This is a genomic window from Devosia sp. CN2-171 (genome assembly GCF_049354815.1).
Taxonomy (GTDB): Bacteria; Pseudomonadota; Alphaproteobacteria; order Rhizobiales; family Devosiaceae; genus Devosia_A.
This window is the reverse complement of the sequence record NZ_CP186479.1, coordinates 1,329,977-1,351,009: the sequence shown is the minus strand read 5'-3', so window position 1 is coordinate 1,351,009 and position 21,033 is coordinate 1,329,977. Positions and strand designations below refer to the sequence as shown.

Annotated in this window: 18 protein-coding genes; 15 read left to right on the top strand and 3 right to left on the bottom strand. The window is 66.3% G+C overall.

Annotated features, from left to right (window positions below; all coding sequences use genetic code 11):
- Positions 1-67: 67 nt before the first annotated feature.
- The 6 genes from ACOYW5_RS06765 to ACOYW5_RS06740 all read left to right on the top strand — a co-directional run bounded on the left by ACOYW5_RS06765 (position 68) and on the right by ACOYW5_RS06740 (position 5,697).
- Positions 68-1,054 carry a P63C domain-containing protein gene (locus tag ACOYW5_RS06765; protein ID WP_423068484.1) on the top strand — a complete coding sequence of 329 codons (987 nt, stop codon included), beginning with the start codon at positions 68-70 and terminating at the stop codon, positions 1,052-1,054.
- 45 nt (positions 1,055-1,099) lie between these two features.
- On the top strand, positions 1,100-1,390 hold the full coding sequence (locus ACOYW5_RS06760; RefSeq protein ID WP_423068483.1) for a hypothetical protein: 291 nt from the start codon (positions 1,100-1,102) through the stop codon (positions 1,388-1,390).
- 95 nt (positions 1,391-1,485) lie between these two features.
- Positions 1,486-2,145, top strand: a complete 660-nt coding sequence (locus ACOYW5_RS06755) for a response regulator transcription factor (RefSeq protein ID WP_423068482.1) — start codon at positions 1,486-1,488, stop codon at positions 2,143-2,145.
- 265 nt (positions 2,146-2,410) lie between these two features.
- Entirely contained in the window at positions 2,411-3,883 is a 1,473-nt protein-coding gene (locus ACOYW5_RS06750; RefSeq protein ID WP_423068481.1) for a sensor histidine kinase, read from the top strand.
- Between the two features lie 28 nt (positions 3,884-3,911).
- Positions 3,912-4,394, top strand: a complete 483-nt coding sequence (locus tag ACOYW5_RS06745) for a hypothetical protein (protein ID WP_423068480.1) — start codon at positions 3,912-3,914, stop codon at positions 4,392-4,394.
- A gap of 100 nt (positions 4,395-4,494) precedes the next feature.
- A complete protein-coding gene (locus ACOYW5_RS06740) occupies positions 4,495-5,697 on the top strand; it encodes a hypothetical protein (RefSeq protein WP_423068479.1) in 1,203 nt (400 codons plus the stop codon).
- Here the strand turns inward: ACOYW5_RS06740 and ACOYW5_RS06735 are convergent.
- Positions 5,694-7,688 (bottom strand): FAD-dependent oxidoreductase, encoded by a 1,995-nt coding sequence (locus ACOYW5_RS06735; RefSeq protein ID WP_423068478.1) that lies wholly within the window; start codon positions 7,686-7,688, stop codon positions 5,694-5,696. The genes ACOYW5_RS06740 and ACOYW5_RS06735 overlap by 4 nt on opposite strands.
- Entirely contained in the window at positions 7,685-8,749 is a 1,065-nt protein-coding gene (locus ACOYW5_RS06730; RefSeq protein WP_423068477.1) for a hypothetical protein, read from the bottom strand. The genes ACOYW5_RS06735 and ACOYW5_RS06730 overlap by 4 nt, the downstream gene beginning before the upstream one ends.
- Before the next feature lie 169 nt (positions 8,750-8,918).
- On the opposite strand from ACOYW5_RS06730, the gene ccmI reads away from it, so the two are divergent.
- The 8 genes from ccmI to ACOYW5_RS06690 all read left to right on the top strand — a co-directional run bounded on the left by ccmI (position 8,919) and on the right by ACOYW5_RS06690 (position 17,295).
- Positions 8,919-9,989, top strand: a complete 1,071-nt coding sequence (gene ccmI / locus ACOYW5_RS06725) for a c-type cytochrome biogenesis protein CcmI (protein WP_423068476.1) — start codon at positions 8,919-8,921, stop codon at positions 9,987-9,989.
- Positions 9,986-10,501, top strand: coding sequence for a cytochrome c maturation protein CcmE (ccmE, locus tag ACOYW5_RS06720; RefSeq protein ID WP_423068475.1), 516 nt, complete (start codon positions 9,986-9,988; stop codon positions 10,499-10,501). Before ccmI ends, ccmE begins: the two co-directional genes overlap by 4 nt.
- Before the next feature lie 2 nt (positions 10,502-10,503).
- Positions 10,504-12,483 (top strand): heme lyase CcmF/NrfE family subunit, encoded by a 1,980-nt coding sequence (locus ACOYW5_RS06715; RefSeq protein ID WP_423068474.1) that lies wholly within the window; start codon positions 10,504-10,506, stop codon positions 12,481-12,483.
- Positions 12,480-12,929, top strand: a complete 450-nt coding sequence (locus tag ACOYW5_RS06710; RefSeq protein ID WP_423068473.1) for a cytochrome c-type biogenesis protein — start codon at positions 12,480-12,482, stop codon at positions 12,927-12,929. Before ACOYW5_RS06715 ends, ACOYW5_RS06710 begins: the two co-directional genes overlap by 4 nt.
- 191 nt (positions 12,930-13,120) lie before the next feature.
- Positions 13,121-14,692 (top strand): Do family serine endopeptidase, encoded by a 1,572-nt coding sequence (locus ACOYW5_RS06705; protein WP_423068472.1) that lies wholly within the window; start codon positions 13,121-13,123, stop codon positions 14,690-14,692.
- Between the two features lie 143 nt (positions 14,693-14,835).
- On the top strand, positions 14,836-15,507 hold the full coding sequence (locus ACOYW5_RS06700) for a response regulator transcription factor (protein ID WP_423068471.1): 672 nt from the start codon (positions 14,836-14,838) through the stop codon (positions 15,505-15,507).
- Positions 15,507-16,910 (top strand): ATP-binding protein, encoded by a 1,404-nt coding sequence (locus ACOYW5_RS06695; protein ID WP_423068470.1) that lies wholly within the window; start codon positions 15,507-15,509, stop codon positions 16,908-16,910. Before ACOYW5_RS06700 ends, ACOYW5_RS06695 begins: the two co-directional genes overlap by 1 nt.
- 58 nt (positions 16,911-16,968) lie before the next feature.
- The gene (locus ACOYW5_RS06690) at positions 16,969-17,295 is read left to right on the top strand and encodes an endonuclease domain-containing protein (protein WP_423068469.1); all 327 of its coding nucleotides are present in this window, start codon (positions 16,969-16,971) and stop codon (positions 17,293-17,295) included.
- 81 nt (positions 17,296-17,376) lie between these two features.
- On the opposite strand, the gene ACOYW5_RS06685 is transcribed toward ACOYW5_RS06690, so the two are convergent.
- Positions 17,377-17,982: a hypothetical protein gene (locus ACOYW5_RS06685; RefSeq protein ID WP_423068468.1), complete on the bottom strand. Its 606-nt coding sequence runs from the start codon at positions 17,980-17,982 to the stop codon at positions 17,377-17,379.
- Between the two features lie 258 nt (positions 17,983-18,240).
- Here ACOYW5_RS06685 and ACOYW5_RS06680 point away from each other — a divergent pair, with 258 nt between their 5' ends.
- Positions 18,241-21,018: a bifunctional [glutamine synthetase] adenylyltransferase/[glutamine synthetase]-adenylyl-L-tyrosine phosphorylase gene (locus ACOYW5_RS06680; protein ID WP_423068467.1), complete on the top strand. Its 2,778-nt coding sequence runs from the start codon at positions 18,241-18,243 to the stop codon at positions 21,016-21,018.
- Positions 21,019-21,033 lie beyond the last annotated feature (15 nt).

Sequence of the window (21,033 nt, the reverse complement as noted above, 5' to 3'; positions counted from 1 at the left end):
TACATGCTTGCTTTCCGCGTCAGCAAGCATAAGGTTCGCACATGCAAGCAAGCATGAGGTGATTCTCGTGACCGACGACACGCCGCAAAGCAAAGGCGGGAAAGCAAGAAAAGCGCTGCTCAGCCCCGAAGAGCGTTCGCGGATCGCGCGAGAGGCAGCTTTGTCCCGATGGGACGGCGACGCGCCCAAAGCCATTTTTGGTGCTCCAGATAAGCCGATCCGCATCGCCGATATCGAGGTACCCTGCTACGTCCTTGAGGATAAGCGCAGGGTCATCTCGATGAAGGGAATGCTGGATACCTTCGCAATGGCCCGCGGCGGCGCCATGGTGAAGGGCATGAACCGATTGGAACTCTTCGTTTCAAGAGATCGGATTAAGCCTTACGTCTCTGAGTCCCTTTTTGAGCGCATCAAACACCCCATCAAATTCAGGATTGGCGGAAGTGTCGCTTATGGCTTCGACTCGGATACACTCATCGATATTGCTGAGGCGGTAATCCAAGCCGACGCGGCCGGGGCGCTGCAAACTCAGCAGGCGGGCATCGCGCATCAGTGTCGGGTTATTACTTCTAGTCTTTCTCGTGTTGGCCTGATCGCGCTCATCGATGAGGCGACCGGGTACCAAACCCGGCGCGAGAGCGATGAGCTACAACAGATTCTGACAGCATACCTGCTTCCTGAGCATCGTCCCTGGCTACAAACCATCCCTGACGAGTTCACCAGCGAGATCTATCGCGTCTACGGCTGGAAGCGGACAACCAACAATCGGGGGCCGAGGTACGCAGGGAAGCTGATCAGACAACTAATCTACGAGAGATTGCCAAAGCCGGTTCTGCCTGCTCTCGATGAGATGAATCCTACGAACACCAAGTACCAGCGGAAGCACAGGCATCATCAGTTTCTGACCGACAAACAGGGGCTGGATCACTTTCGATCGCTCGTCATCACGACAATGACCCTGCTGCGCATCTCAAAGGGAAAGAGCGAGTTCAAACGGCATCTCGAGGCATATTTTGGATCGCAACTCGAGCTGGATTTTGACGGGGAGCACTGACCCCATTCATCCCCCATTCATCCCCTCCGCCTCATAACTCGTTCCATGAACAAGTGTGTGTCGACAGTGCTGGCCGGCGTGATTGCGCTGGGGCTGGGGGTGGGATTTTCCGCTCCGGCTCTGGCGCAGGAATGTCTTGGGCGGCGCGAGATCCAGCAGAAGATCGACAATGGTGAGCTGATCCAGCTCAGCCAGGCGTTGGCGCAGTCTGGGGTCGATGCCAAGATCATTTCGTCGCAGGCGAAAGTCTGCCTCGTTGGCGGCCAGTGGGAATGGCAGGTCAACGTGATGGACGAATATGGCGAAAGCAAACCGGTGAGCTTGCCCGCCCAGTGAGGCCTCACGTAGAATCCGTGCTAGACCGTCCTCGTGCGTAGGGCCGGCTCACGCCGGGCGCGAGGCCCGGTGGTGGCGGCAAAGGGGACGTTAGAATGCGCATTCTCGTCGTTGAAGACGATACAAATCTCAACCGCCAGCTGAAGGAAGCGCTCACCGAGGGCGGCTACGTCGTCGACGTGGCCTTCGACGGTGAGGAGGGCCACTTCCTCGGCGACACCGAGCCTTATGATGCGGTGGTGCTCGATATCGGCCTGCCGCAGATGGACGGGCTTTCGGTGCTCGAGGAATGGCGCCGCGGCGGCAAGAAGATGCCGGTGCTGCTGCTGACCGCGCGCGACCGCTGGAGCGACAAGGTGCAGGGCATCGATGCCGGCGCCGACGATTACGTGGCCAAGCCCTTCCACATGGAAGAAGTGCTGGCCCGGGTGCGCGCGCTGGTGCGCCGTGCCGCGGGGCAGGCGAGCAACGAGATCGTCGCCGGTTCCGTGCGGCTCGATGTGAAGGCCGGGAAGGTCACGGTGGATGGCCATGCCATCAAGCTGACCAGCCACGAATTGCGGCTGCTGAGCTACCTGATGCATCACAAGGGCAAGGTGATTTCACGCACCGAGCTGACCGAGCATCTCTACGACCAGGATTTTGACCGGGACTCGAATACGATCGAGGTGTTCGTCGGCCGGCTGCGCAAGAAGCTGCCCGACGATTGCATCCAGACGGTGCGCGGGCTGGGTTATCAGATCGCCGAGGATTGATACGGCGGCCTACCCGGACTTGACGGCTTCATTGCCTTCTCCCCTTGTGGGACTTCGAGTTGCCCCGAAGGGCAAATCGCTCCAGTGGAGGGATTTGAAGCGAGAAGGCCATGAGAGCTATGCTCGAATGGCTGGGTGCCCGAAGGGCGGATGAGGGGTTGGTTCCGCGCAAGATGCTGCCTGCTGCTATGCTCAGTGTTTGTGGCCGCCCCCTCCACCAGCTTCGCTGGTCCCCCTCCCCCGTGAACGGGGGAGGATCAACACCATGAACCTCTCGGCTTCCATCACCAATCTCTGGGATCGCGCCAGGGCCGTCGTCCAGCGCCGGCCGGTCAGCGACAGCGTACCGCACCGGAAGCGCTCGATCGCCGCGTCGCTGTTCCTGTTGTCGGCCGTGTGGCTGGCGGTGGCGCTGGTGGCGACGGCGTTCCTGCTCACCGAGCTCTATTCGCGGGCGCTGGACAACAGCCTCGTCGAGACGCTGGAGTTCCATGTCGAGACGCTGACCGATCTGAGCCTTCTCGCCGATACGCCGAAATCGGAGCAGATCCGGGTGGGCGATCCGCGCTTCGACCGGACGGGATCGGGTTGGTACTGGGCCATTCGCAGCGATGACGGCGAGCTGCTGAATTTCTCCAATTCCTATGTCGGCATGGTGCTCGGGCCGCTGCCCGGGCCGTTCGACGCGACCAACACCAAGACCGCGATGCTCGACGATCCGTTCGGCATCAAGATCCGGGTGATCGAGCGTGCCGTGACCGTAAACGGGCGGCCGCTGCACATCATGGTGACTGGCTCGCTCGACGAAATCCTGTCGCTGGTCGACGAATTCCGCGGGCAGACGCTGATCGTGCTCGGCGCTGTCGCGATCATGCTTGCGGTGATGTCGACCATCGTGGCGCGCATTTCGCTTCGACCGGTCGGGCAGTTGCGGCGCGAAGTTGAACGGGTGCGTGAGGGCGACGTTGCATCGGTCACCGGGGTCTATCCGGCCGAGATCGCGCCGTTGTCCGAAGAGATCAACGAGCTGCTGCGCGCCAATGCGCAGATCGTTGAGCGGGCGCGCAACCAAGTGGGCAATCTGGCGCACGGGCTGAAGACGCCGATCGCGGTGCTGCGCAACGAGGCGAGCGCCGACAAGAAGAACCCGCTGGCCAAGGTCGTCGCCGGCGAGACCGAGAAGATGAGCCAGCTGGTCACGACCTATCTCGACCGCGCGCGGCTCGCCGCGCGGTCGGCGGTGGTGGGAAAGAAGGCAGATGCCACGCACGTGATGCTGCGGCTGACTCGCGTGATGCAGAAGCTCAACCCCAACATCACCATCGCCATGATGCGGCCGGACGCCTCGCTCCCCTGGTTCCGTGGCGACGAGGGCGATCTCGAGGAGATGGCGGGGAACCTGCTCGACAATGCCTGCAAGTGGGCCAAGTCCTCGATCGGCGTAACGGTGGTGGCCGAGCGGCGCGAGGGGGCGACCAATCTGCTGATCAAGATCGACGACGATGGGCCGGGCCTGACCGACGACGAGGCGACCAAGGTGTTGCAGCGCGGTGTCAGGCTGGACGAGAAGGCACCTGGATCCGGCCTGGGACTGGATATCGTCAAGGAACTGGTTGACGTTTACGGCGGCTCGCTGCAATTGAAGCGCTCGGTGCTGGGGGGCCTGCTTGCCGAACTGCGGCTGCCTGCCGCAAAGGTCGCCGGCTTCCGCACTTTCGCCTCAATACGCAAAGAATAAGGCTTCGGCCTTCCGCCCCGAGTCACCCATGCCCCTGTTCGCCCGCGCCCTCCCTGTTCTCGCCCTGCTCCTGCTTGCCGGTTGCAGCACCGCCCCGAACTATGACATGGCGACGGGGCCGACGCTGCCGCAGCCGAATTCGGCGCTGGCAACTCAGCCGACGATCACGCCGGCGTCGCTGCCGGTCGCCACGGCGACCCAGCCCGCTTCGGTGGCGATGAACGATGTCGGTGCCTTCCTCGACGGCACGATCACCGCGCAGCTGACGGCCAAGGACAAATCCGAGGCGGCAAGCGCGCAGTTCAACGCGCTGACCTTCGGCCGCCCCGGCGCACCGCGCACCTGGACCGGCGACAAGGGCGTGACCGGTTCGGTCACCGTCGGCCCCTATGTGCGGGTCAACAACATCGATTGCCGCGACTTCACCCATACGGTGACGGTTGGCGGCACGCCCTATCCCCGCAAGGGTACGGCCTGCCGCGACATCAGCGGGCAGTGGAGCGTCTCGTAAGAGAGATGTGATCGTTCGGCTAAGTGCCGGATAGTCATTTATTTACCGGCGGCGACTACGGTTCGAGACTACTCTTGAACCCCTTCGCCCACCGGTTTCCATGATCGACAGTAACGCAGCTGCCGCGTCCAATGAAACGGCGCCTTCGCGCCGACAGCGGCAGGCTGTAACGCCGTTTCTCGGCCTCATCGACGCTGTGATCGTGCCGGGGAAGCCGACCTTCGATTTCGATGGGGCGGTGGCCGAGGAACACGCCCGCTCGGTCTGGACCTGGATGGTGCGCGATGTCGCGCCCGACCTGATCGACCCCAACGCTTCCCCCGACGACCCGGCCGCCAGGCAGGCGCTCGACCTGCTGATGCCCGAGCTGCTGCAGCGGGCCCGTGCCACTGTTGCCGGGGCCGCCGGCGAGGCCGACCGGCGGCTGCGCATCCAGATCGGCGGCGACGAGGTGTTCGCCCGCCTGCCGATGATCTTCCACGCGCTCAAGCACCGGAGCCTGTTCGACAAGGCGCAGGCCTTCGGCCGCGCCGCCAACGGCATGGCGGACGATGCGGCGCTGGGGCTGGCGCTCCAATCGATGCCGCTGCAGGATCAGCCGGTGACGGCGCTGTTGTTGCAGGCGGCGCTGGGGCAGGTGACCAATCCGGGCAAGCTGATGGGCGCGGTGATCCGCATCGCCGGCTCGGCAACCGAGCATGCGGTGCAGCGCGCCGGGTTCGGGCCGCTGGTCGACGCCATGCTGAGCCATGCGCAGGCGCAGATCCCGGCGTTGCAGCAGTTTGGCGCCTTTGCCGATATCGACCTGATCTGCCGTTCGGTCGACCGCTATCACCGGCTGATGCGGGCGGTGACAGGCTATGTCGAACTGGGCCGGCTGACGCGCTGGTCGACCGTCATCGCCGGGATCACGACGACCGTGTCGGAGCTGATCGAGCCCAAGCTGCGCGATGTGGGGCCGGACGTGAACCTGGCGCTGCGCCGGCATCACGGCACGGATCGGATCGACAGCGAGCAGGTGCTGTCGGCGCTCAATGGCTGCTACATGCTGGCGACGGTGCGCGAGTGCCGCGACTCGCTAGCGCTCAATGCGCTGTTCGACCAGATCTGGGCCCAGGTCGGCCAGGCGCTCGAAACGCACGTGCAGCGCAATCTCGAGCAGTTCCGGCAGAGCCCGTCCGATCGCGTGATCGGGGCCCGGCTCGATGCGGCGATCAAGATGGCGGGGCTGCGGTTCAACCCCGATTATGCCGATGTGTTGCGGCGGGCTCGCGATGGGGCCGAACGGCGGGCCGCGAGCTAGAGGCTCGGCTTGACCTTCTCCACCAGTCTTGCAGCAACCGCGACACCAGCATCCCGCACGAATAGCTGCTTCACCTCCGGGACGCGTTCGAGCATGGCGATGGCGCCGTGTGTGCCGGGGCGGGGTGGGGCGTAGGTGACGCCGACGGCTTTCAGCGGGTCGGAGGTTTCCGAGTTCTCGAAGATCAGCCCGCCCGGGGTAAAGTTGCGCGCGTCGGCGGCCGCGATGGCCCAGAGTTGCGGCTTGTCGCCGAAGCGGCCGGTGAGATAGCCGGGCGGGGTGGGGACTTCCGGCGCTGTGACGCTTGCTGCTGAGACGTGCCAGCCGGTGTCCGAGATTTCGCCGGCGAGGCCGCAGCGTTCGGCCGCGACCGGACCGGCATCGCGCGGGGCGATCGCACCGATATCGACGGCCGCGGCGATGTCGCCGAGGCTGAGTTGTACGGCACGGGTGGCGATGCCCGAGACGCCGTGCCTGCTCGCGGCGGCAGCGCGGCGTGTGACCAGCGAGGCGCCGCGATCGAGATAGCCGGTGCCTTGCGCGTTCTGGCGGAACGGGGCGATGGACGTGGCGGCGTCGCGGGTTTCGAAGACTTCCTCGATCAGTTCATCGACCACCGGTGGCGCGGCTTTGCCGAGACGCGTGAGGACGGCGGCCTTGCCGCTGGCGCTGGCGGCGGCGGTGCCGCGCAGGCCGGCGGCCGAACCGACGAGCGTGACGGCTGGGAGGGTGCCCGTGGCCCCGAGCCAGCCGCTGGCGGCGTCCCATCCGGCACTGCCGCCGGCTCGGAGCCAGAGCAGGATATCCGGCTGCCAGCCGCCGGCCGCGATCAACTGGTCGGTCTCGATGGCGGTCGAATCCTGCGCGATCCCGTCCATGTTGACCGCAAAGCCGACGCGCAGGCCCGGCAGGTTGCGCTCGAGCGGCTCGGCGTGGCTGGGGGCGAGGGCGGAGGCGAGCGTGACGCCGCTGGCCTTGGCGAAATCGACGAAGCGCGACAGCGGCGAGAGGCGGCTGTCGACGATGCGCTGTACCTCGACGCCGGCATCGGCCGCATGGAGCGCGAGGCGATAGGCGAAGCTGTGTGGCGTGGTGAAGAGCGCGCGGCGGCCGGGCCACACGCCATGACGGCGAGCCCGGAGATAAGCGGCGAGGCTGCCGACGATGCCGGGAGTGCGGTTGCCCGGAAACACCGGCAGCCGCTCCAGCGCGCCGGTTGCGAGGATGATGTGTCCGGCGTCGATGGCGACGACGCGTCCCGCCGGCTTGCCCTTTTCGACCGTGACCTGGTGGACGCTGACGCGGTTGCCGGCGAGCGCGAAAGCCTCGGCATGGGTGAGAATCGTGACGCGGTCGCCAAGCTGGCTGATGAGGGCGGCCACCGCCTCCTCGGGTGCTGCTTCGCCGTCGACGGCGCCGAAGAAGCCGGCCGTGCCGCCGAGACGCTTTTCGCGCTCGATGAGGACGACCGATTTGCCGGCTGTGGCCGCCGTAGCGGCGGCGCTGAGGCCGGCGATGCCTCCGCCTATGATGGCGAAATCGGCCGTGATGGTCTCGGCTGGGGCTGCGAACTGCCACGGCTGCGCGGGCAGTGGCACGTCGCCGAAGCGGTGGTTGAGCGTGCGGGCCGGGCCGACGATACGGTGGCGCAGGGCGCCGAGGATACCGCGTGACGCGATGGGGTCGCGCCGCGCGCCGATGGTGGTGAAATCGACGCCGTCGAGGGCAGGCGTCCGCTCCATCGGCAGCGGCGCGCCGCCGCTCGTGGCGATCAGCGGCGCGAAGGTTTCATCGAGGGCGACCGGGTCGTCACCGTGACGGCCGGCAATCTGGATGCCTGCGGCGAGCGTGGCCGAGAGGACGGTGTCGCCAACATAGCCGGTGATGGCGCGGCCGTTGAGGCGAAAGCTGATGAGGCGCGAGCGATCGATCTCAGCGCCGCCGAGCCCATGCGGCGCGTCGGCCGGGAGACGGTTTGGGGTGTCGCTCAAGCCGGCACCGCGACGTATTCGGCGACCTGCAGCCGCTGGTTGCCGCGCGTCGGCCCGCGGGAGGCGATCCATTGCGCCTCATCGGAGGCGGATTTGCCGGCGAGGTGGCGGGCGAGGAGCGGCGCGAGAAACGGGGCGACGGGGCCGAGGCCGGCGACGATATTGGTCTTGCTGCCACGCGCCGGGCCGATATAGGGCGCGCCGTCGGCAGTGCGGAGCGTCGGATGTGCCATTTCGCCGGCGATACGCAGGGCGCCGGACCGAGCCGAGGCGCTGCCGAGGCGGGCACGGGCCGTAGTCGGATCGCCGCTGACGAGGGCGGAAATGCTGACGCGGCCGTCCTGCTCCAGCATCACGCCACGATCGATGTAGCTGACGAAGGGCGAGGGCAGGGGCTTGCCGCCTTCGAGCAGGAACGAGGCGCCGGGAATGGTCTCGATGCTGCGATCGAGGCTGTCCGCGTCGAGGTATCGGAGGATGGCGCGATCGCCGAGCAGCACGGCCTCTGCGGCGTCGACGGTGCGGCCGTCGTGGGCGATGCGCGCCGTGCCGTCCTTGCGGAGGGTGATCGCCGTCTCCGCGGCGTCGAGATGGCGAACCTCGTGCCGGGCGAGCCAGGTTTCGAGCGCCGGCTCGAGCCGGCCGTGCCCGAGCAGTTGCGCGTCACGCACCTTCAGCAGCAGCGCGCCGGGGAGGCTGCGGTCGGCGACCGGTTCGACGGCGTAGCCGAGGCTGATGGCGAGGTGGCGGAAGTGGCTGAGGGCTGCTGCGCTATCCGGGGTCTCGGCGATGAACAGCGGATCGACCCGGCTCATCAGTCCCTTGCCGATGCTGTTGACGAGCTTGCCGGTCTCGGTGGCCGCACGCTTGATCAGGATCAAGGTTTCGGGCCGCGTTACCGCGGATATGGAGAGGCCGAAATGGCGCTGCAGGCGGAAGGGCGAGAACGGCTCGCCGACGAGGCAAACGCGCTTGCCGTGTTCGATGGCGAGCAGCCCGGCGACGAGGCCGGCCACCGGGGTCGACCCGACGATGAGGTGATCGAGACTGTCCGAGGCCATAGGTCAGCGTACCGCCCTAACGGGACGTCCCCAAGGGACGCCCAAGGGACGCCCAAGGGCTGCGGCAATGCGCCCCCCACACATGATAGTGTGCGGGTGCATATTCTGCCCAAATGCCATTATAGATCGGGCGCGTTTTAGCCCCGTCTCGTGAGGCACTGCCCCGTCCATGCTTTTCTGGTCGCTCGCTATTGTGGTCACAGCCGTCGCCTGCGCCGCGCTCTATTATGCGGGTGCCGGACGGAGGGTCAACGCGACTGCGGACGTTGTAGACAGCCCAGAGATCCAGCACCTGAAACTTCAGCTCCGGGAAATCGAGACCGACGCCGAGAACGGACGACTGGGCGCCGCCGAGGCCGTGGCGGCCAAGGGCGAGCTGGCGCGTGAACTGATGCGCATCAAGGGCGAGAATCGCGCGGCGGTGAAGGCGGGTGGACGCCGTGGCATTGTAGCCGTGGCGGCGCTGGTCACCGCGGTGCTCGCCTTCGGCATGTATGGCGCGCTGGGACGGCCGGACCTGCCGGCGCAGCCGCTGGCCGAACGCACCGATACGCCGCCCGAGGAAATCACGCTGGACGATGCGCTGGCGCGCATCGAGGCGCAGCTGGCGAAGTCACCAGACGATGTTCGCGGCTGGACCGTGATCGCTCCGGCCTACATGCAGCTGGGGCGCTTCGCCGATGCCGAGAAGGCGCTGCGCAAGGTGATCGAGCTCGATGGTCCGACGGCCGATCGCGAGACCGACCTCGGCGAAGCCCTAATGATGCAGAAGGACGGCGATGCCTCGGGCGCGCCGATGGAGCTGTTCCGGAGCGCGGCGGCGCGCGACCCGGCCCACGTCCGTTCACGCTACTACATCGCCAGCGAGGCGACGCGGGAAGGCGATTTCGCGGCGGCCAAGACCGAGTGGGAAGCCCTGCTGCGGTTTGGCAAGGGCGACGAGCCGTGGTTCGAGAGCGCCACGGCCGGGCTCGCGGCGGCCGAAGCCGGGCTCAACGGCGGCACCATCCCCGATGACTCGGCCATATCAGGAATGGTGGAAGGACTATCAAGCCGGTTGATGGACGGCGGTGGTAGTGTCGCCGAATGGACTCGCCTCGTGCGCTCGCGCCTCGTCCTCGGGCAGACGGCACTGGCGCAACAGGCCTATGACGCCGCCCGCAAGGCTTACCCCGACGCGGGCGACCGCGCCGAACTCGACGTTCTCGCGGCGGATAATGGATTGGTAGCAAGCAATTGACCCGTAAGCAGAAACGCCTTGCGATCATTGGGGGACTGGGCGCCGTACTGGCTGTGGCGGCGGGGTTGATCTTCTTCGCCCTGCGCGACCAGATCGTGTTCTTCTATTCGCCCAGCGAAATCCACGAAAAGCAGATCGCCGCAGGGACGCCGATCCGGCTCGGCGGGCTGGTGAAGGAGAACTCCTGCTCCCGCGTCGGCGAGGCGACCGATTTCGTCGTGACCGATGGCGAGACCGAGATGACGGTCGCCTTCGTCGGGCTGCTGCCGGACCTGTTCCGTTCGAACCAGGGCGTGGTGGTCGAGGGCGCGATGAATACGGACGGGACGTTCAAGGCGTCCAACGTGCTCGCCAAGCACGACGAGAATTACATGCCCAAGGAAGTCGTCGAGTCGCTGAAGGCCCGCGGTGAATGGCAGCGCGACGGTGCGGCCGGCGAGATGGCGGCGCCTGCCGATGACAACTGCTCGGCCAAGACGCTGGGTCAGACCGTGGCGGCCACGGGGACCTGACCATGAGCATCGAACTCGGCCATTTCGCGCTCGTCCTTGCCTTCGCCATCGCGGCGGTGTCGGCGATTGTTGGGCTGGCCTTCTGGCGGCGCGAGGCGGTTGCCGGCTACCTGCAGCAGGGGGCGGTGCTGCAGTTTCTGCTGGTGGCGGCGGCGTTTGGGGCGCTGATCCAGGCGTTCGTGGTTTCGGACTTCTCGCTGAAGCTGGCTTTCGAGCATGCGAACGCCGCGCAGCCGCTGCTGTACAAGATCACCGCCGTGTGGGGGAACCACGAGGGCTCGATGGTTCTGTGGGTGCTGATCCTGGTGCTGATGGGCGCCGGTGTGGCGGCGTTCGGGCGGAACCTGCCCAAGGACCTGATGACGCTGGTGCTCTCGGTGCAGAGCCTCCTCGCGGCCGCGTTCCTCGGCTTCACGCTGTTCACCTCGAACCCGTTCCTGCGGCTGGCTCCCGCGCCGTTCGCGGGGCAGGACCTCAACCCGGTGCTGCAGGATATCGGCCTCGCGGTGCATCCGCCGCTGCTCTACACCGGCTATGTCGGCTTCTCGGTCTGCTTCAGCTTCGCCATCGCGGCTCTGATCTCGGGCCGGATCGATGCTGCCTGGGCCCGCTGGGTGCGGCCGTGGACGCTGGTCAGCTGGTGCTTCCTGACGCTCGGCATCGCCATGGGCTCGTACTGGGCCTATTACGAACTCGGCTGGGGCGGCTGGTGGTTCTGGGATCCGGTGGAGAATGCCAGCTTCATGCCCTGGCTCGCCGGCACGGCGCTGCTGCACTCGGCGCTGGTGATGGAAAAGCGCAACGCGCTGAAGATCTGGACCATCTTCCTCGCCATCATCACCTTCTCGCTGAGCCTCCTCGGCACCTTCATGGTGCGCTCGGGTATCCTGACCTCGGTGCACACGTTTGCGTCCGATCCGACGCGCGGCATGGTGATTCTGGCGCTGCTCGCGGCCTTCATCGGCGGGGCGTTCTCGCTGTTTGCGTTCCGGGCCTCGTCGCTCAGGGCGGGCGGGCTGTTCTCCCCGATCAGTCGCGAGGGGGCGCTGATCCTCAACAATCTGTTCCTGATGGCGGCGTTGGTGGCGGTGCTCGTGGGGACGCTCTATCCGCTATTGCTCGATGCACTGGTGGGCGAGACCATCTCGGTCGGCGCGCCGTTCTTCAACCTTACCTTTGGCGCGATCATGGCGCCGCTGCTGATCGTCCTGCCGTTCGGGCCGTTCCTTGCCTGGAAGCGCGGCGACCTGATCGCCGTGACGCAGCGCCTCGCCGGTGCGGCCGGACTGGCGCTGTTCGCCGCGATCCTCTGCTTTGCGCTGACCGGCGCATCGGTATCGCTGGCGCCGCTCGGGTTGCTGCTCGGCTTCTGGGTGTCGTTCGGGGCGCTGGCCGAGCTTATCGACCGGGCGAAGTTCTTCCGCACCGACATCGTGACCTCGTTCCGCCGCCTGTTCGGCCTGCCGCGCACCGCGTGGTCGACGGCGCTGGCGCATTTCGGGCTCGGTATCTCCGTGATTGGCATCGTCGCCGGCAGCGCCTGGCAGTCCGAACTGATCACCACGATGACGCCGGGGCAGGGCGTGGTGATCGCCGATCATCAGGTGACGTTCGAGGGCATCGAGCATGTCGAAGGGCCGAACTTCGTCTCCGACACCGGCAAATTCTCGGTGCGGGCGCCCGGCGGCGAGCTGCGGACGCCCGAGGCTGAGCGGCGGGTCTATGTGCAGAGCGGCCAGCCGACGACCGAGGCGGCGATCGAGACTTATGGCTTCAGCCAGCTCTACCTGCAGCTGGGGGAGCCGCAGACGGATGGCAAGTCGGTGGTACGGCTCTGGTACAAGCCGTATGTGACGCTGATCTGGCTCGGCTGCCTCGTCATGGCCGGGGCCGGCTTCCTGTCGCTCAGCTATCGGCGGCTGCGCATCGGCGCGCCGCAGCCGGCACGGGGCAAGCTCACCGATCAGGCGCCGGCCGAATGAGGGCGCTGCTGGCCATCGTGATGCTGGTGCTGCTGAGCGTTCCGGCGCTGGCGGTGCGGCCGGACGAGATGCTCGCGGACCCGGCGCTCGAGGCGCGGGCACGGGACATCTCGCACGGGTTGCGCTGCCTCGTGTGCCAGAACCAGTCGATCGACGATTCCGATGCCGACCTGGCGCGCGACCTGCGCATCCTGGTGCGCGAGCGGCTGACGGCGGGGGACAGCGACGACCAGGTGCGGGCGTTTCTCGTGGCGCGCTACGGCGAGTACGTGCTGCTCAATCCGGTGATGGCGCCGCATACGCTTATCCTATGGGTGGCGGCGCCGGTGGCGCTGGTGATCGGCGGGATTGTCGTGGTGCTGGGTGCGCGGCGGAAGCGGGCCGTGGGGACGGATGGGGAGCTGAGCGCGGACGAGCGCAAGGCGCTGGAGGAATTGGAGCGGTAGGGGTAGGTCGGCCCGGTGCGTGCGGCCTCCCCCTCCACCAGCTTCGCTGGTCCCCCTCCCCCGCTGCGCAGGGGAGGATCAGGCAGCAATCCTCGGCAACATTACCGATAATTAACACCCGCGACACCCTGCCGAAAGGCGTCGCTCTCCATAAGTCTGGCCATACCTATTGAGCCTGACTGAAGGAGATCATGATGCGCTCTATTCTCAACCCTCGCGCTCGCCGCTGGATCGGGGCTTCGGCCCTGGCGCTCATCGCCGGAATCGGCGGTGGCACGGCGTTCGTGGCGGCTACCGCACCCTCGAGCGCCCAGAGCGCCAAGCTGGTGCCGGCGGCCCAGATTACCGCTCCGGCGGTCACCAATGTCCCGAACTTCGCCGACCTCGTCGAGGCCGTGAAGCCGGCCGTCGTCTCGATCATCGTCGAGGGCGCCGAGAAGGATCAGGGCCGTGACCTGCAGCGCGGCGGCCGCCAGTTCCAGTTCAACTTCCCCGACCTGCCGGACGATCATCCGTTCAAGGACTTCTTCGAGCAGTTCGGCCAGGAATTTGGCCAGGGCGGCCCGGGTGGCCAGGGCAACCCGGCACGCCCGCAGGCGCCGCGCAAATTCATGGCGGCCGGTTCGGGCTTCGTGATCTCGGCTGACGGCTACATCGTCACCAACAACCATGTCGTCGACGGCGCCGACAAGGTGACCGTGGTATTCGATGACGGTACCGAAAAGGAAGCCAAGGTCGTCGGCACCGACGAAAAGACCGACCTCGCGGTCGTGAAGCTCGACGGCGAGACCGACCTGCCGTTCGTCAAGCTGGCCGACACCGAAGTGCGCGTCGGCGAGTGGGTCGTCGCGGTCGGTAATCCGTTCGGCCTCGGCGGCACCGTGACTGCCGGTATTGTCTCGGCCCGCGGTCGCGATATCGCCGGCTCGAGCTATGGCGATTTCCTCCAGATCGACGCCGCGGTGAACACCGGCAACTCCGGTGGTCCGGACTTCAACATGAGCGGCGAAGTGGTGGGTGTTAACACCGCGATCTTCTCCCCCAACGGCGGCAATGTCGGAATCGCGTTCGCCATCCCGGCCAGCGTCGTCAAGCAGGTGACCACCCAGCTGATCGAGAGCGGCACGGTGACCCGTGGCTTCCTTGGTGTCGGTATCCAGGACGTGAACAAGGATATCGCGGACAGCGTCGGCCTCACTGCCGCCGCCGGTGCGCTGGTGACCGAGCCGTCCAAGGACAGCCCGGCCGAGAAGGCCGGTGTGAAGTCGGGTGACGTGATCACTGCCGTCGATGGCAACGCGATCACCGATGCCCTCGACCTGAGCCGTACGATTGCGGGCAAGAACCCGGGCACCAAGGTCGAGCTGACCATCTGGCGCGACGGCAAGGAGCAGAAGATCTCGGTTGAGCTCGGTAAGCTCGACGAGACCAAGGTTGCTGCCGACGACAAGCAGGCCCAGCCCGAGCAGCCCGCTGCTCCGGTGCCGGCTTCGACCAGCGTCGGCCTGACCCTCGTGCCGAACAGCGATGGCCAGGGCCTCCTCGTCCAGGACGTCGATCCGGACTCGGCCGCTGCCGAGCGCGGCTTCGCCGTTGGCGACGCCATTCTCGAAGTGAACAACACCGCCGTGACCTCGGTGGAAGAGTTCGAGAAGGCGATCGCGGCGGTCAAGGAAGCCGGTCGCAACACGGCGCTGGTCAAGGCGCAGCGCGATGGCAACACCCGCTTCATCGGGCTGCCGATCGACGCCAGCAAGTCGTAATGATTGAGGTCCCGGGGCAGCCATGCCCCGGGACTATTTTCTGAGGAATGGTGAGTGGCGAGTGGTGAATGGGAATGCGTACTGATCTCCCCATTCACTATTCGCCATTCCCCATTCACAATGATCCGACTGGGGCCGGTGACATGAAAATTCTGCTGATCGAAGACGACCGCGAGGCGGCGAGCTACCTGATCCAGGCGCTGGACGAGGCGGGGCATGTCACCCACCACGCCAGTGACGGCGAGACCGGCTATGCCATGGCCTCCTCGATGGACTACGACGTGCTGGTGGTCGACCGCATGCTGCCGCGCCGCGACGGCCTGTCGATCATCGAGAGCCTCCGCGCCGAGGAAAACCACACGCCGGTGCTGATCCTTTCCGCCCTCGGCGAAGTGGACGACCGCGTCACGGGCCTGCGCGCCGGTGGCGATGATTACCTGGTAAAGCCTTACGCCTTCACCGAGCTGCTGGCCCGTATCGAAGTGCTGGCGCGGCGGTCATCGCCGGCCGAGGCCGCGACGACCTTCGAGGTCGGCGGATTGCAGCTCGATCGGCTGTCCCGCAAGGTCGAGCGCGACGGCGAGGCGATCCTGCTGCAGCCGCGTGAGTTCCGGCTGCTCGAATACCTGATGAAGAATGCCGGCAAGGTGGTGACCCGCACCATGCTGCTCGAGAATGTCTGGGACTATCACTTCGACCCGCAGACCAATGTCATCGACGTGCATATGTCCCGCCTGCGCGGCAAGATCGACAAGGGCCATGCCAACCCGCTGCTGCATACCATCCGCGGCGCCGGCTACATGATCCGCGACTGATGTTCCGCCTTGCCCAGCTCTGGCGCACGACCACCGTGCGCCTCACCGCACTGTTCATGCTGATCTTCATGATCTTCGCGGCGGGACTATTGGGCCTGATCTTTTGGCAGACCTCGATCCAGCTGCAGAAGCAGCAGGCCGACCAGATCGATCGCGAAGCGACGCAGATAATCAAGCTCGACAGCGACGGCGGCTTCCGCGCCACCATCCTCGCGGTGCAGCGGCTGGCGAGCCAGCCGGGGCCGGGCATCTATTACCTCGCCGATCCGAGCGGCCAGCTGATCGTCGGCAACGTCTCGGACGTGCCGGCCGAGGTTGTGGCGCAGGCTGGCACCTATAGCTTCAACTATTCGCGCCAGCGCCCGTTCGAGGACGAAGCCGATACTGACGCTGCCAAGCAGGGCAACGCCGTGGTGCGGTCCGAGGTGCTGCCGAGCGGGCTGATCCTCGTCGTCGGTCGCGACGTGGTGGAGCGGCGGGGTTTCACCGCCATCATCTTTCAGTGGTTCGTGATCGGTGTCGGCGGCATCCTGCTGTTCTCGCTGATCGCCGGGGGCATCACCTCGGTGCGCGTGCTGCGCCGGATCGACACGATCTCCTCGACCTCGAACAAGATCATGGCCGGCGACCTGTCGGAGCGCGTGCCGGTTACCGGGCGGAACGACGAGTTCGACGGGCTCGCCACCAACCTCAACGCCATGCTCGACCGCATCGAGAAGCTGATGCAGGGCATGAAGGAGGTGACCGACAATGTCGCCCATGACCTCAAGACGCCGCTGACCCGGCTGCGCAACAAGGCCGAGTCGGCCCTGCGCGACAGCCAGAACGAGGGGGCGCGGCGCGAGGCGCTGGAAACGACGATCGAGGAGAGCGACAAGCTCATCAAGACTTTCAACGCGCTGCTGATGATCGCGCGGGCGGAGGCAGGAACGCCATCGGGGGCGCTGAGCGAGATCGATCTCAGCGCGGTGGTGGCGGATGTCGCGGAGCTTTACGGGCCGCTGGCCGAGGATGAGGGGCTTGCGCTCGAGACCGACGTCGCCGAGGGCGTTCGCCTGCACGGCAACCGCGAACTGCTTGGGCAGGCGCTGGTGAACCTGATCGAGAACGCGCTGAAATACTACGAGCCCGAAGAGGGCAAGGCCGGGCTGATCAAGGTGAGCCTCAAGTCCGAGGGCGGGCGCGTGCTGATCACGGTTGCCGACAACGGCCCGGGCATCGCCGAGGCCGACCGGACCAGGGTGATCGAGCGCTTCGTGCGGCTGGAAAAGAGCCGGACGGAGGCGGGCTCGGGGCTCGGGCTATCGTTGGTGGCGGCGGTGGCACAGTTGCATAAGGGCGCGCTGCGGCTCGAGGACAATGCGCCGGGGTTGCGGGCGGTGGTGGAATTGCCGGGGTCTTGATCCTCACCCGTTTACGGGGGAGGGGGACCTTGCGTAGCATGGTGGAGGGGGCGGCCACATGCGCGGACCAATTGTCACCTTCAAGCGGGCGAAACGACTGCGACGGGAAATGTCGTTGCCAGAAGTTCTGCTGTGGCAGCACCTTCGCGGTGGTCAACTCGCTGGGCTGCGATTTCGCAGACAGCACCCGATCGGTCCGTACATTCTCGACTTCTACTGCGCACAGGTCGGCCTCTGCGTCGAGATTGACGGATACTCGCACGACAGCGAGGCGGGCTTACAGCACGACGAGCGGCGTACCTTGTGGCTCGGTGGTCAGAATATTCGGGTGTTTCGCGTGACAGCTGCTGACGTGCTGGCGAGGGATGTATCCAGGGCGTGTTGAATGCTATCGCGCTTGCGGCCGCCCCCCTCCACCGGCTTCGCCGGTCCCCCTCCCCCGTAAACGGGGGAGGATCAAGAAAGACTAGTGCTGCGTCGGCACCGAGGTTTCGCCGACGCCAACTCCCGCGACCTTGCCGCCCTTCAGCACATAGCCGATGTACTGGGCGATGTCGGCATAGCCGCCGGGGCGGTCGTTGCGGTAGGCGATCTTGTTGCCGGAGGCGGCGCCGAAGGTCGCCTTGAGGTCGGCGGTGCTGGCGCCGAGGCCGGGTATGCCGAGATTGGGAAGGGTGAAATCGGCCGGGGCGGCGTCGCAGGACTTTGAAGGCTTGCCGGCTTCGGCGGCGACCATCATCACGAATTCGTAGCCGCCCAGCGCATTGGAGATGAACCAGACATTGGCGCTTTCGCTGCCGTAGCAGAGCCAGTCGGCGCGGCCAGCGCCGTCGCCATCGGTCTGGATGGTGCCGCCGAAGGCCTTTTGGACGTCCTTGAGCTTGGTGCGCTGCAGCTGCACTTTCAGCTTGCCGGCATCGATGGCGCCGACCGGGGCCTGCTGCAGGTTGGCTTTGTCGAAGTTGAAGCCGTTGCCGAAAATGGCCTGGCCCATGCCGCCGAGCGAGGCGGCGTGGACGGGGACGGCGGCAAGGACGAGGGCGGTGATCAGGGCGGCAGACGTCAGGCGCATGCAGGGCACTCGGGGTTTTGGCTGGCGCGCGAAGATAGCTGCGGTTGAAAGGAAATCCACTAGATTTCATGGCTTGCGTTCTATGGGTTTGAATAATCCACCAGATGTCATCCCTGCGAAAGCAGGGACCCATCTTTTCGCTGGCGCCGGCTGATAGTTGGGTCCCAGCTTTCGCTGGGATGACACCGAGTGGGTGGAGGAAAAGGAGCTCCATTTCGGATCAATGACTTCCATTGCAAGGCGCGGTATCGAAGACCCATGACCGTTCCGCTCGAAACCCTCCTCGACTCAGCCCCCTACCTCAAGGAACTCGCCGAGCGGCATGCCGACTGGTTTGCCGCCAGCCAGCGCATCTCGCCCGATATTGCCCTGGCAACGGTGCTCGATGGCGTGCGCGGGGCCGGCGAGACGGCGGCCACCGAGGACGACATCAGCCGCGAGTTGCGCATCGCCAAGGGGCGGGTGGCACTGCTGGCCGCCGTGTCCGAGGTTGCGGGGCGCTGGACCACGGCGCAGTCGACGGCGGCACTGTCCGACCTGGCCGATGCGGCCCTGCAGGCCGGGCTCGAAGTGTTGCTCCGGCTCGCGGCCGCGCGGGGGATCACCAGCCGAACCGCGGCCGACTGTGGTCTGGCGCTGTTCGCGTTGGGGAAGCATGGTGGCAGGGAGCTCAATTACTCGAGCGATATCGACATCGTCGCCTTCTTCGATCCGGAGAAGGCGGGGCTGAGCCATCCTGGCGAGGAGACGAAGGTCTTCACCCGCATCGTCCAGCGGCTCGCCGGGCTGATGCAGGATCGCACGGCGCATGGCTATGTGTTCCGCACCGACCTGCGCCTGCGGCCCGACCCGGGTGCGACGCCGGTGGCGCTCTCGGTCGATGCGGCGATGGCTTATTACGAGAGCCGTGGGCAGAACTGGGAGCGGGCGGCGTGGATCAAGGCGCGGCCCTGTGCCGGTGACCTTGAGGTGGGCGAGCGGTTCATCAGGGATCTCGCGCCCTATGTCTGGCGGCGGCATCTCGATTTCGCGACCATCGCCGACATCCAGGCGATGAAGCGCCAGATCAATATCTCGAAGAATGTCGGCGATGTGCGGGTGGCTGGGCACAACGTGAAGCTCGGGCTCGGCGGCATTCGCGAGATCGAGTTCTTCACCCAGACCCAGCAGCTGATCGCCGGTGGACGCGACGTGACGCTGCGCGTGCGGCCAACGGCGGAGGCGCTGAAGGCGCTGGCGGGGGCGAACTGGATTTCGGTGCGGGCGGCAGATGACCTGACGCGCATCTACTGGTTCCTGCGCGCGGTGGAGAACCGGCTGCAGATGCTGCGCGACGAGCAGACCCATGTGATGCCCGAGAGCGAGGAGGGGATCGCCACGGTGGCGGGCCTGATGGGCATGGATTTGCCAACGTTCGAAACGGTCTACCGGCGCGCCTTGAATCAGGTTGTCGGCTACTATTCGGACCTGTTCGCCGAGGGCGAGACTCTCGCGGTGACCGGCGGCAGCCTGGTGTTCACCGGCACAGATGATGATCCGGAGACGCTCGAGACCCTGTCGGGGATGGGCTTCCGCGAGCCGTCGAGGGCCATCGATACCGTCAAGAAGTGGCACTACGGCAGCTATGCCGCGACCCGCGCTGCCGCGGCGCGAGCGCATCTCACCGAGCTGCTGCCGGCGCTGCTCTCGACCATCGCCGAGGCCGGCAACCCCGATGATGCCCTGATGCGGTTCGACAACTTCCTGTCGCGCCTGCCGTCGGGGGTGCAGCTGTTTGCGCTGCTGCGCAACCACGAGAACCTCCGCAGCCTCCTGGTGGCGCTGATGGCTTCGGCGCCGCGCATGGCCGATGCGGTGATCCACCGCGCCCACGTCATGGACGGGCTGATCGACCCGGCTTTCGCCGACGACGTGCGGCGGCGGGAAATCCTGCTCGGCAAGATCGAGTCGTTCTTCGCCGATGCGCGCGACTACCAGGAGGTGATCGACCGGGCCCGCATCATTGGGCAGGAGCAGATGTTCCTGATCGCCGCCGGGCTGCTGGCCGGCACGATCGATGCGGCACGGGCAGGGGAGCAGTTCACCACGCTGGCCGAGGCGCTGCTGGGCAAGCTGTTCGATGCGGTGCGGCGGGAGTTCGAGAAGCGGCACGGCGTGGTGCCGGGCGCGCGGGTGGCGCTGCTCGCCTTCGGCAAGATGGCGAGCCGCGAGATGACGGCGCGTTCCGACCTCGATTTCATCATGCTCTACGACCTCGATACTGCCGACGAGTCGAATGGCGAAAGGCCTTTGCCGGCAAGCCAGTACTTCGCGCGGTTGACTCAGCGCCTGATCGCGGCGGTGAGCGCGCCGACACCGGAGGGCGTGCTCTACGAGGCCGATATGCGCCTGCGTCCGTCGGGCAATGCCGGGCCGTTGGCGACCGGGTTGCAGAGCTTCATCCAGTATCACCACGACAGCGCGTGGACCTGGGAGCGGCTGGCGCTGAGCCGGGCGCGCGTCGTCTATGCGGACGATGGCCTCGGCGAGGTGATCGAGGCGGCGGTCGCCGAAATCCTGGCCCGGCCGCGCGATGTGAACCAGACTATCGACGATGTGCTGGCCATGCGCGCGCTGATGGCCAAGGAGCGCCCGCCGCGCCATCCGTTCGACCTGAAGCTGACCGCCGGCGGACTGGTGGATGTCGAGTTCATCGCCCAGTCGGCCCAGCTGGTGGCGGGTGAGACGGTGGCGGCGCCGCAGGCGTCGACCGGGGTGGTGCTGCGGCGCCTGGCCGAGACCGGGCTGGTGCCCGAGGGACTGCGGCTGGCCGAGATTCTCGAGGTCTATTCGACTGTGCTGCAGGTGATGAGCGCGGCGCTGGCCGACCCGTTCAAGGACGAGGGGTGGACGCCCGCGTTCCGGGAACTGCTGGCGCAGCGAACGAACATGCCGACGTTCGAGCGGCTGGCGGGGGAGATACGGGAGATGGAGCGCGAGGTGAGCGCGGCGGGCGAGGGTTGGTATCGGCGAGCGCGGTTATCCGCTCCTGCGTAGAGGGGGAGGATCCGG

What these genes read in the sequence shown, in the direction of transcription:
- ACOYW5_RS06715 (WP_423068474.1), top strand. Translation starts at nt 10,504, where the DNA reads ATGAGCATCGAACTCGGCCATTTCGCGCTCGTCCTTGCCTTCGCCATC.
- ACOYW5_RS06705 (WP_423068472.1), top strand. Translation starts at nt 13,121, where the DNA reads ATGATGCGCTCTATTCTCAACCCTCGCGCTCGCCGCTGGATCGGGGCT.
- ACOYW5_RS06750 (WP_423068481.1), top strand. Translation starts at nt 2,411, where the DNA reads ATGAACCTCTCGGCTTCCATCACCAATCTCTGGGATCGCGCCAGGGCC.
- ccmI (WP_423068476.1), top strand. Translation starts at nt 8,919, where the DNA reads ATGCTTTTCTGGTCGCTCGCTATTGTGGTCACAGCCGTCGCCTGCGCC.
- ACOYW5_RS06730 (WP_423068477.1), bottom strand. Translation starts at nt 8,749, where the DNA reads ATGGCCTCGGACAGTCTCGATCACCTCATCGTCGGGTCGACCCCGGTG.
- ACOYW5_RS06710 (WP_423068473.1), top strand. Translation starts at nt 12,480, where the DNA reads ATGAGGGCGCTGCTGGCCATCGTGATGCTGGTGCTGCTGAGCGTTCCG.
- ACOYW5_RS06695 (WP_423068470.1), top strand. Translation starts at nt 15,507, where the DNA reads ATGTTCCGCCTTGCCCAGCTCTGGCGCACGACCACCGTGCGCCTCACC.
- ACOYW5_RS06760 (WP_423068483.1), top strand. Translation starts at nt 1,100, where the DNA reads ATGAACAAGTGTGTGTCGACAGTGCTGGCCGGCGTGATTGCGCTGGGG.
- ACOYW5_RS06740 (WP_423068479.1), top strand. Translation starts at nt 4,495, where the DNA reads ATGATCGACAGTAACGCAGCTGCCGCGTCCAATGAAACGGCGCCTTCG.
- ACOYW5_RS06680 (WP_423068467.1), top strand. Translation starts at nt 18,241, where the DNA reads ATGACCGTTCCGCTCGAAACCCTCCTCGACTCAGCCCCCTACCTCAAG.
- ACOYW5_RS06700 (WP_423068471.1), top strand. Translation starts at nt 14,836, where the DNA reads ATGAAAATTCTGCTGATCGAAGACGACCGCGAGGCGGCGAGCTACCTG.
- ACOYW5_RS06755 (WP_423068482.1), top strand. Translation starts at nt 1,486, where the DNA reads ATGCGCATTCTCGTCGTTGAAGACGATACAAATCTCAACCGCCAGCTG.
- ACOYW5_RS06745 (WP_423068480.1), top strand. Translation starts at nt 3,912, where the DNA reads ATGCCCCTGTTCGCCCGCGCCCTCCCTGTTCTCGCCCTGCTCCTGCTT.
- ACOYW5_RS06690 (WP_423068469.1), top strand. Translation starts at nt 16,969, where the DNA reads ATGCGCGGACCAATTGTCACCTTCAAGCGGGCGAAACGACTGCGACGG.
- ACOYW5_RS06685 (WP_423068468.1), bottom strand. Translation starts at nt 17,982, where the DNA reads ATGCGCCTGACGTCTGCCGCCCTGATCACCGCCCTCGTCCTTGCCGCC.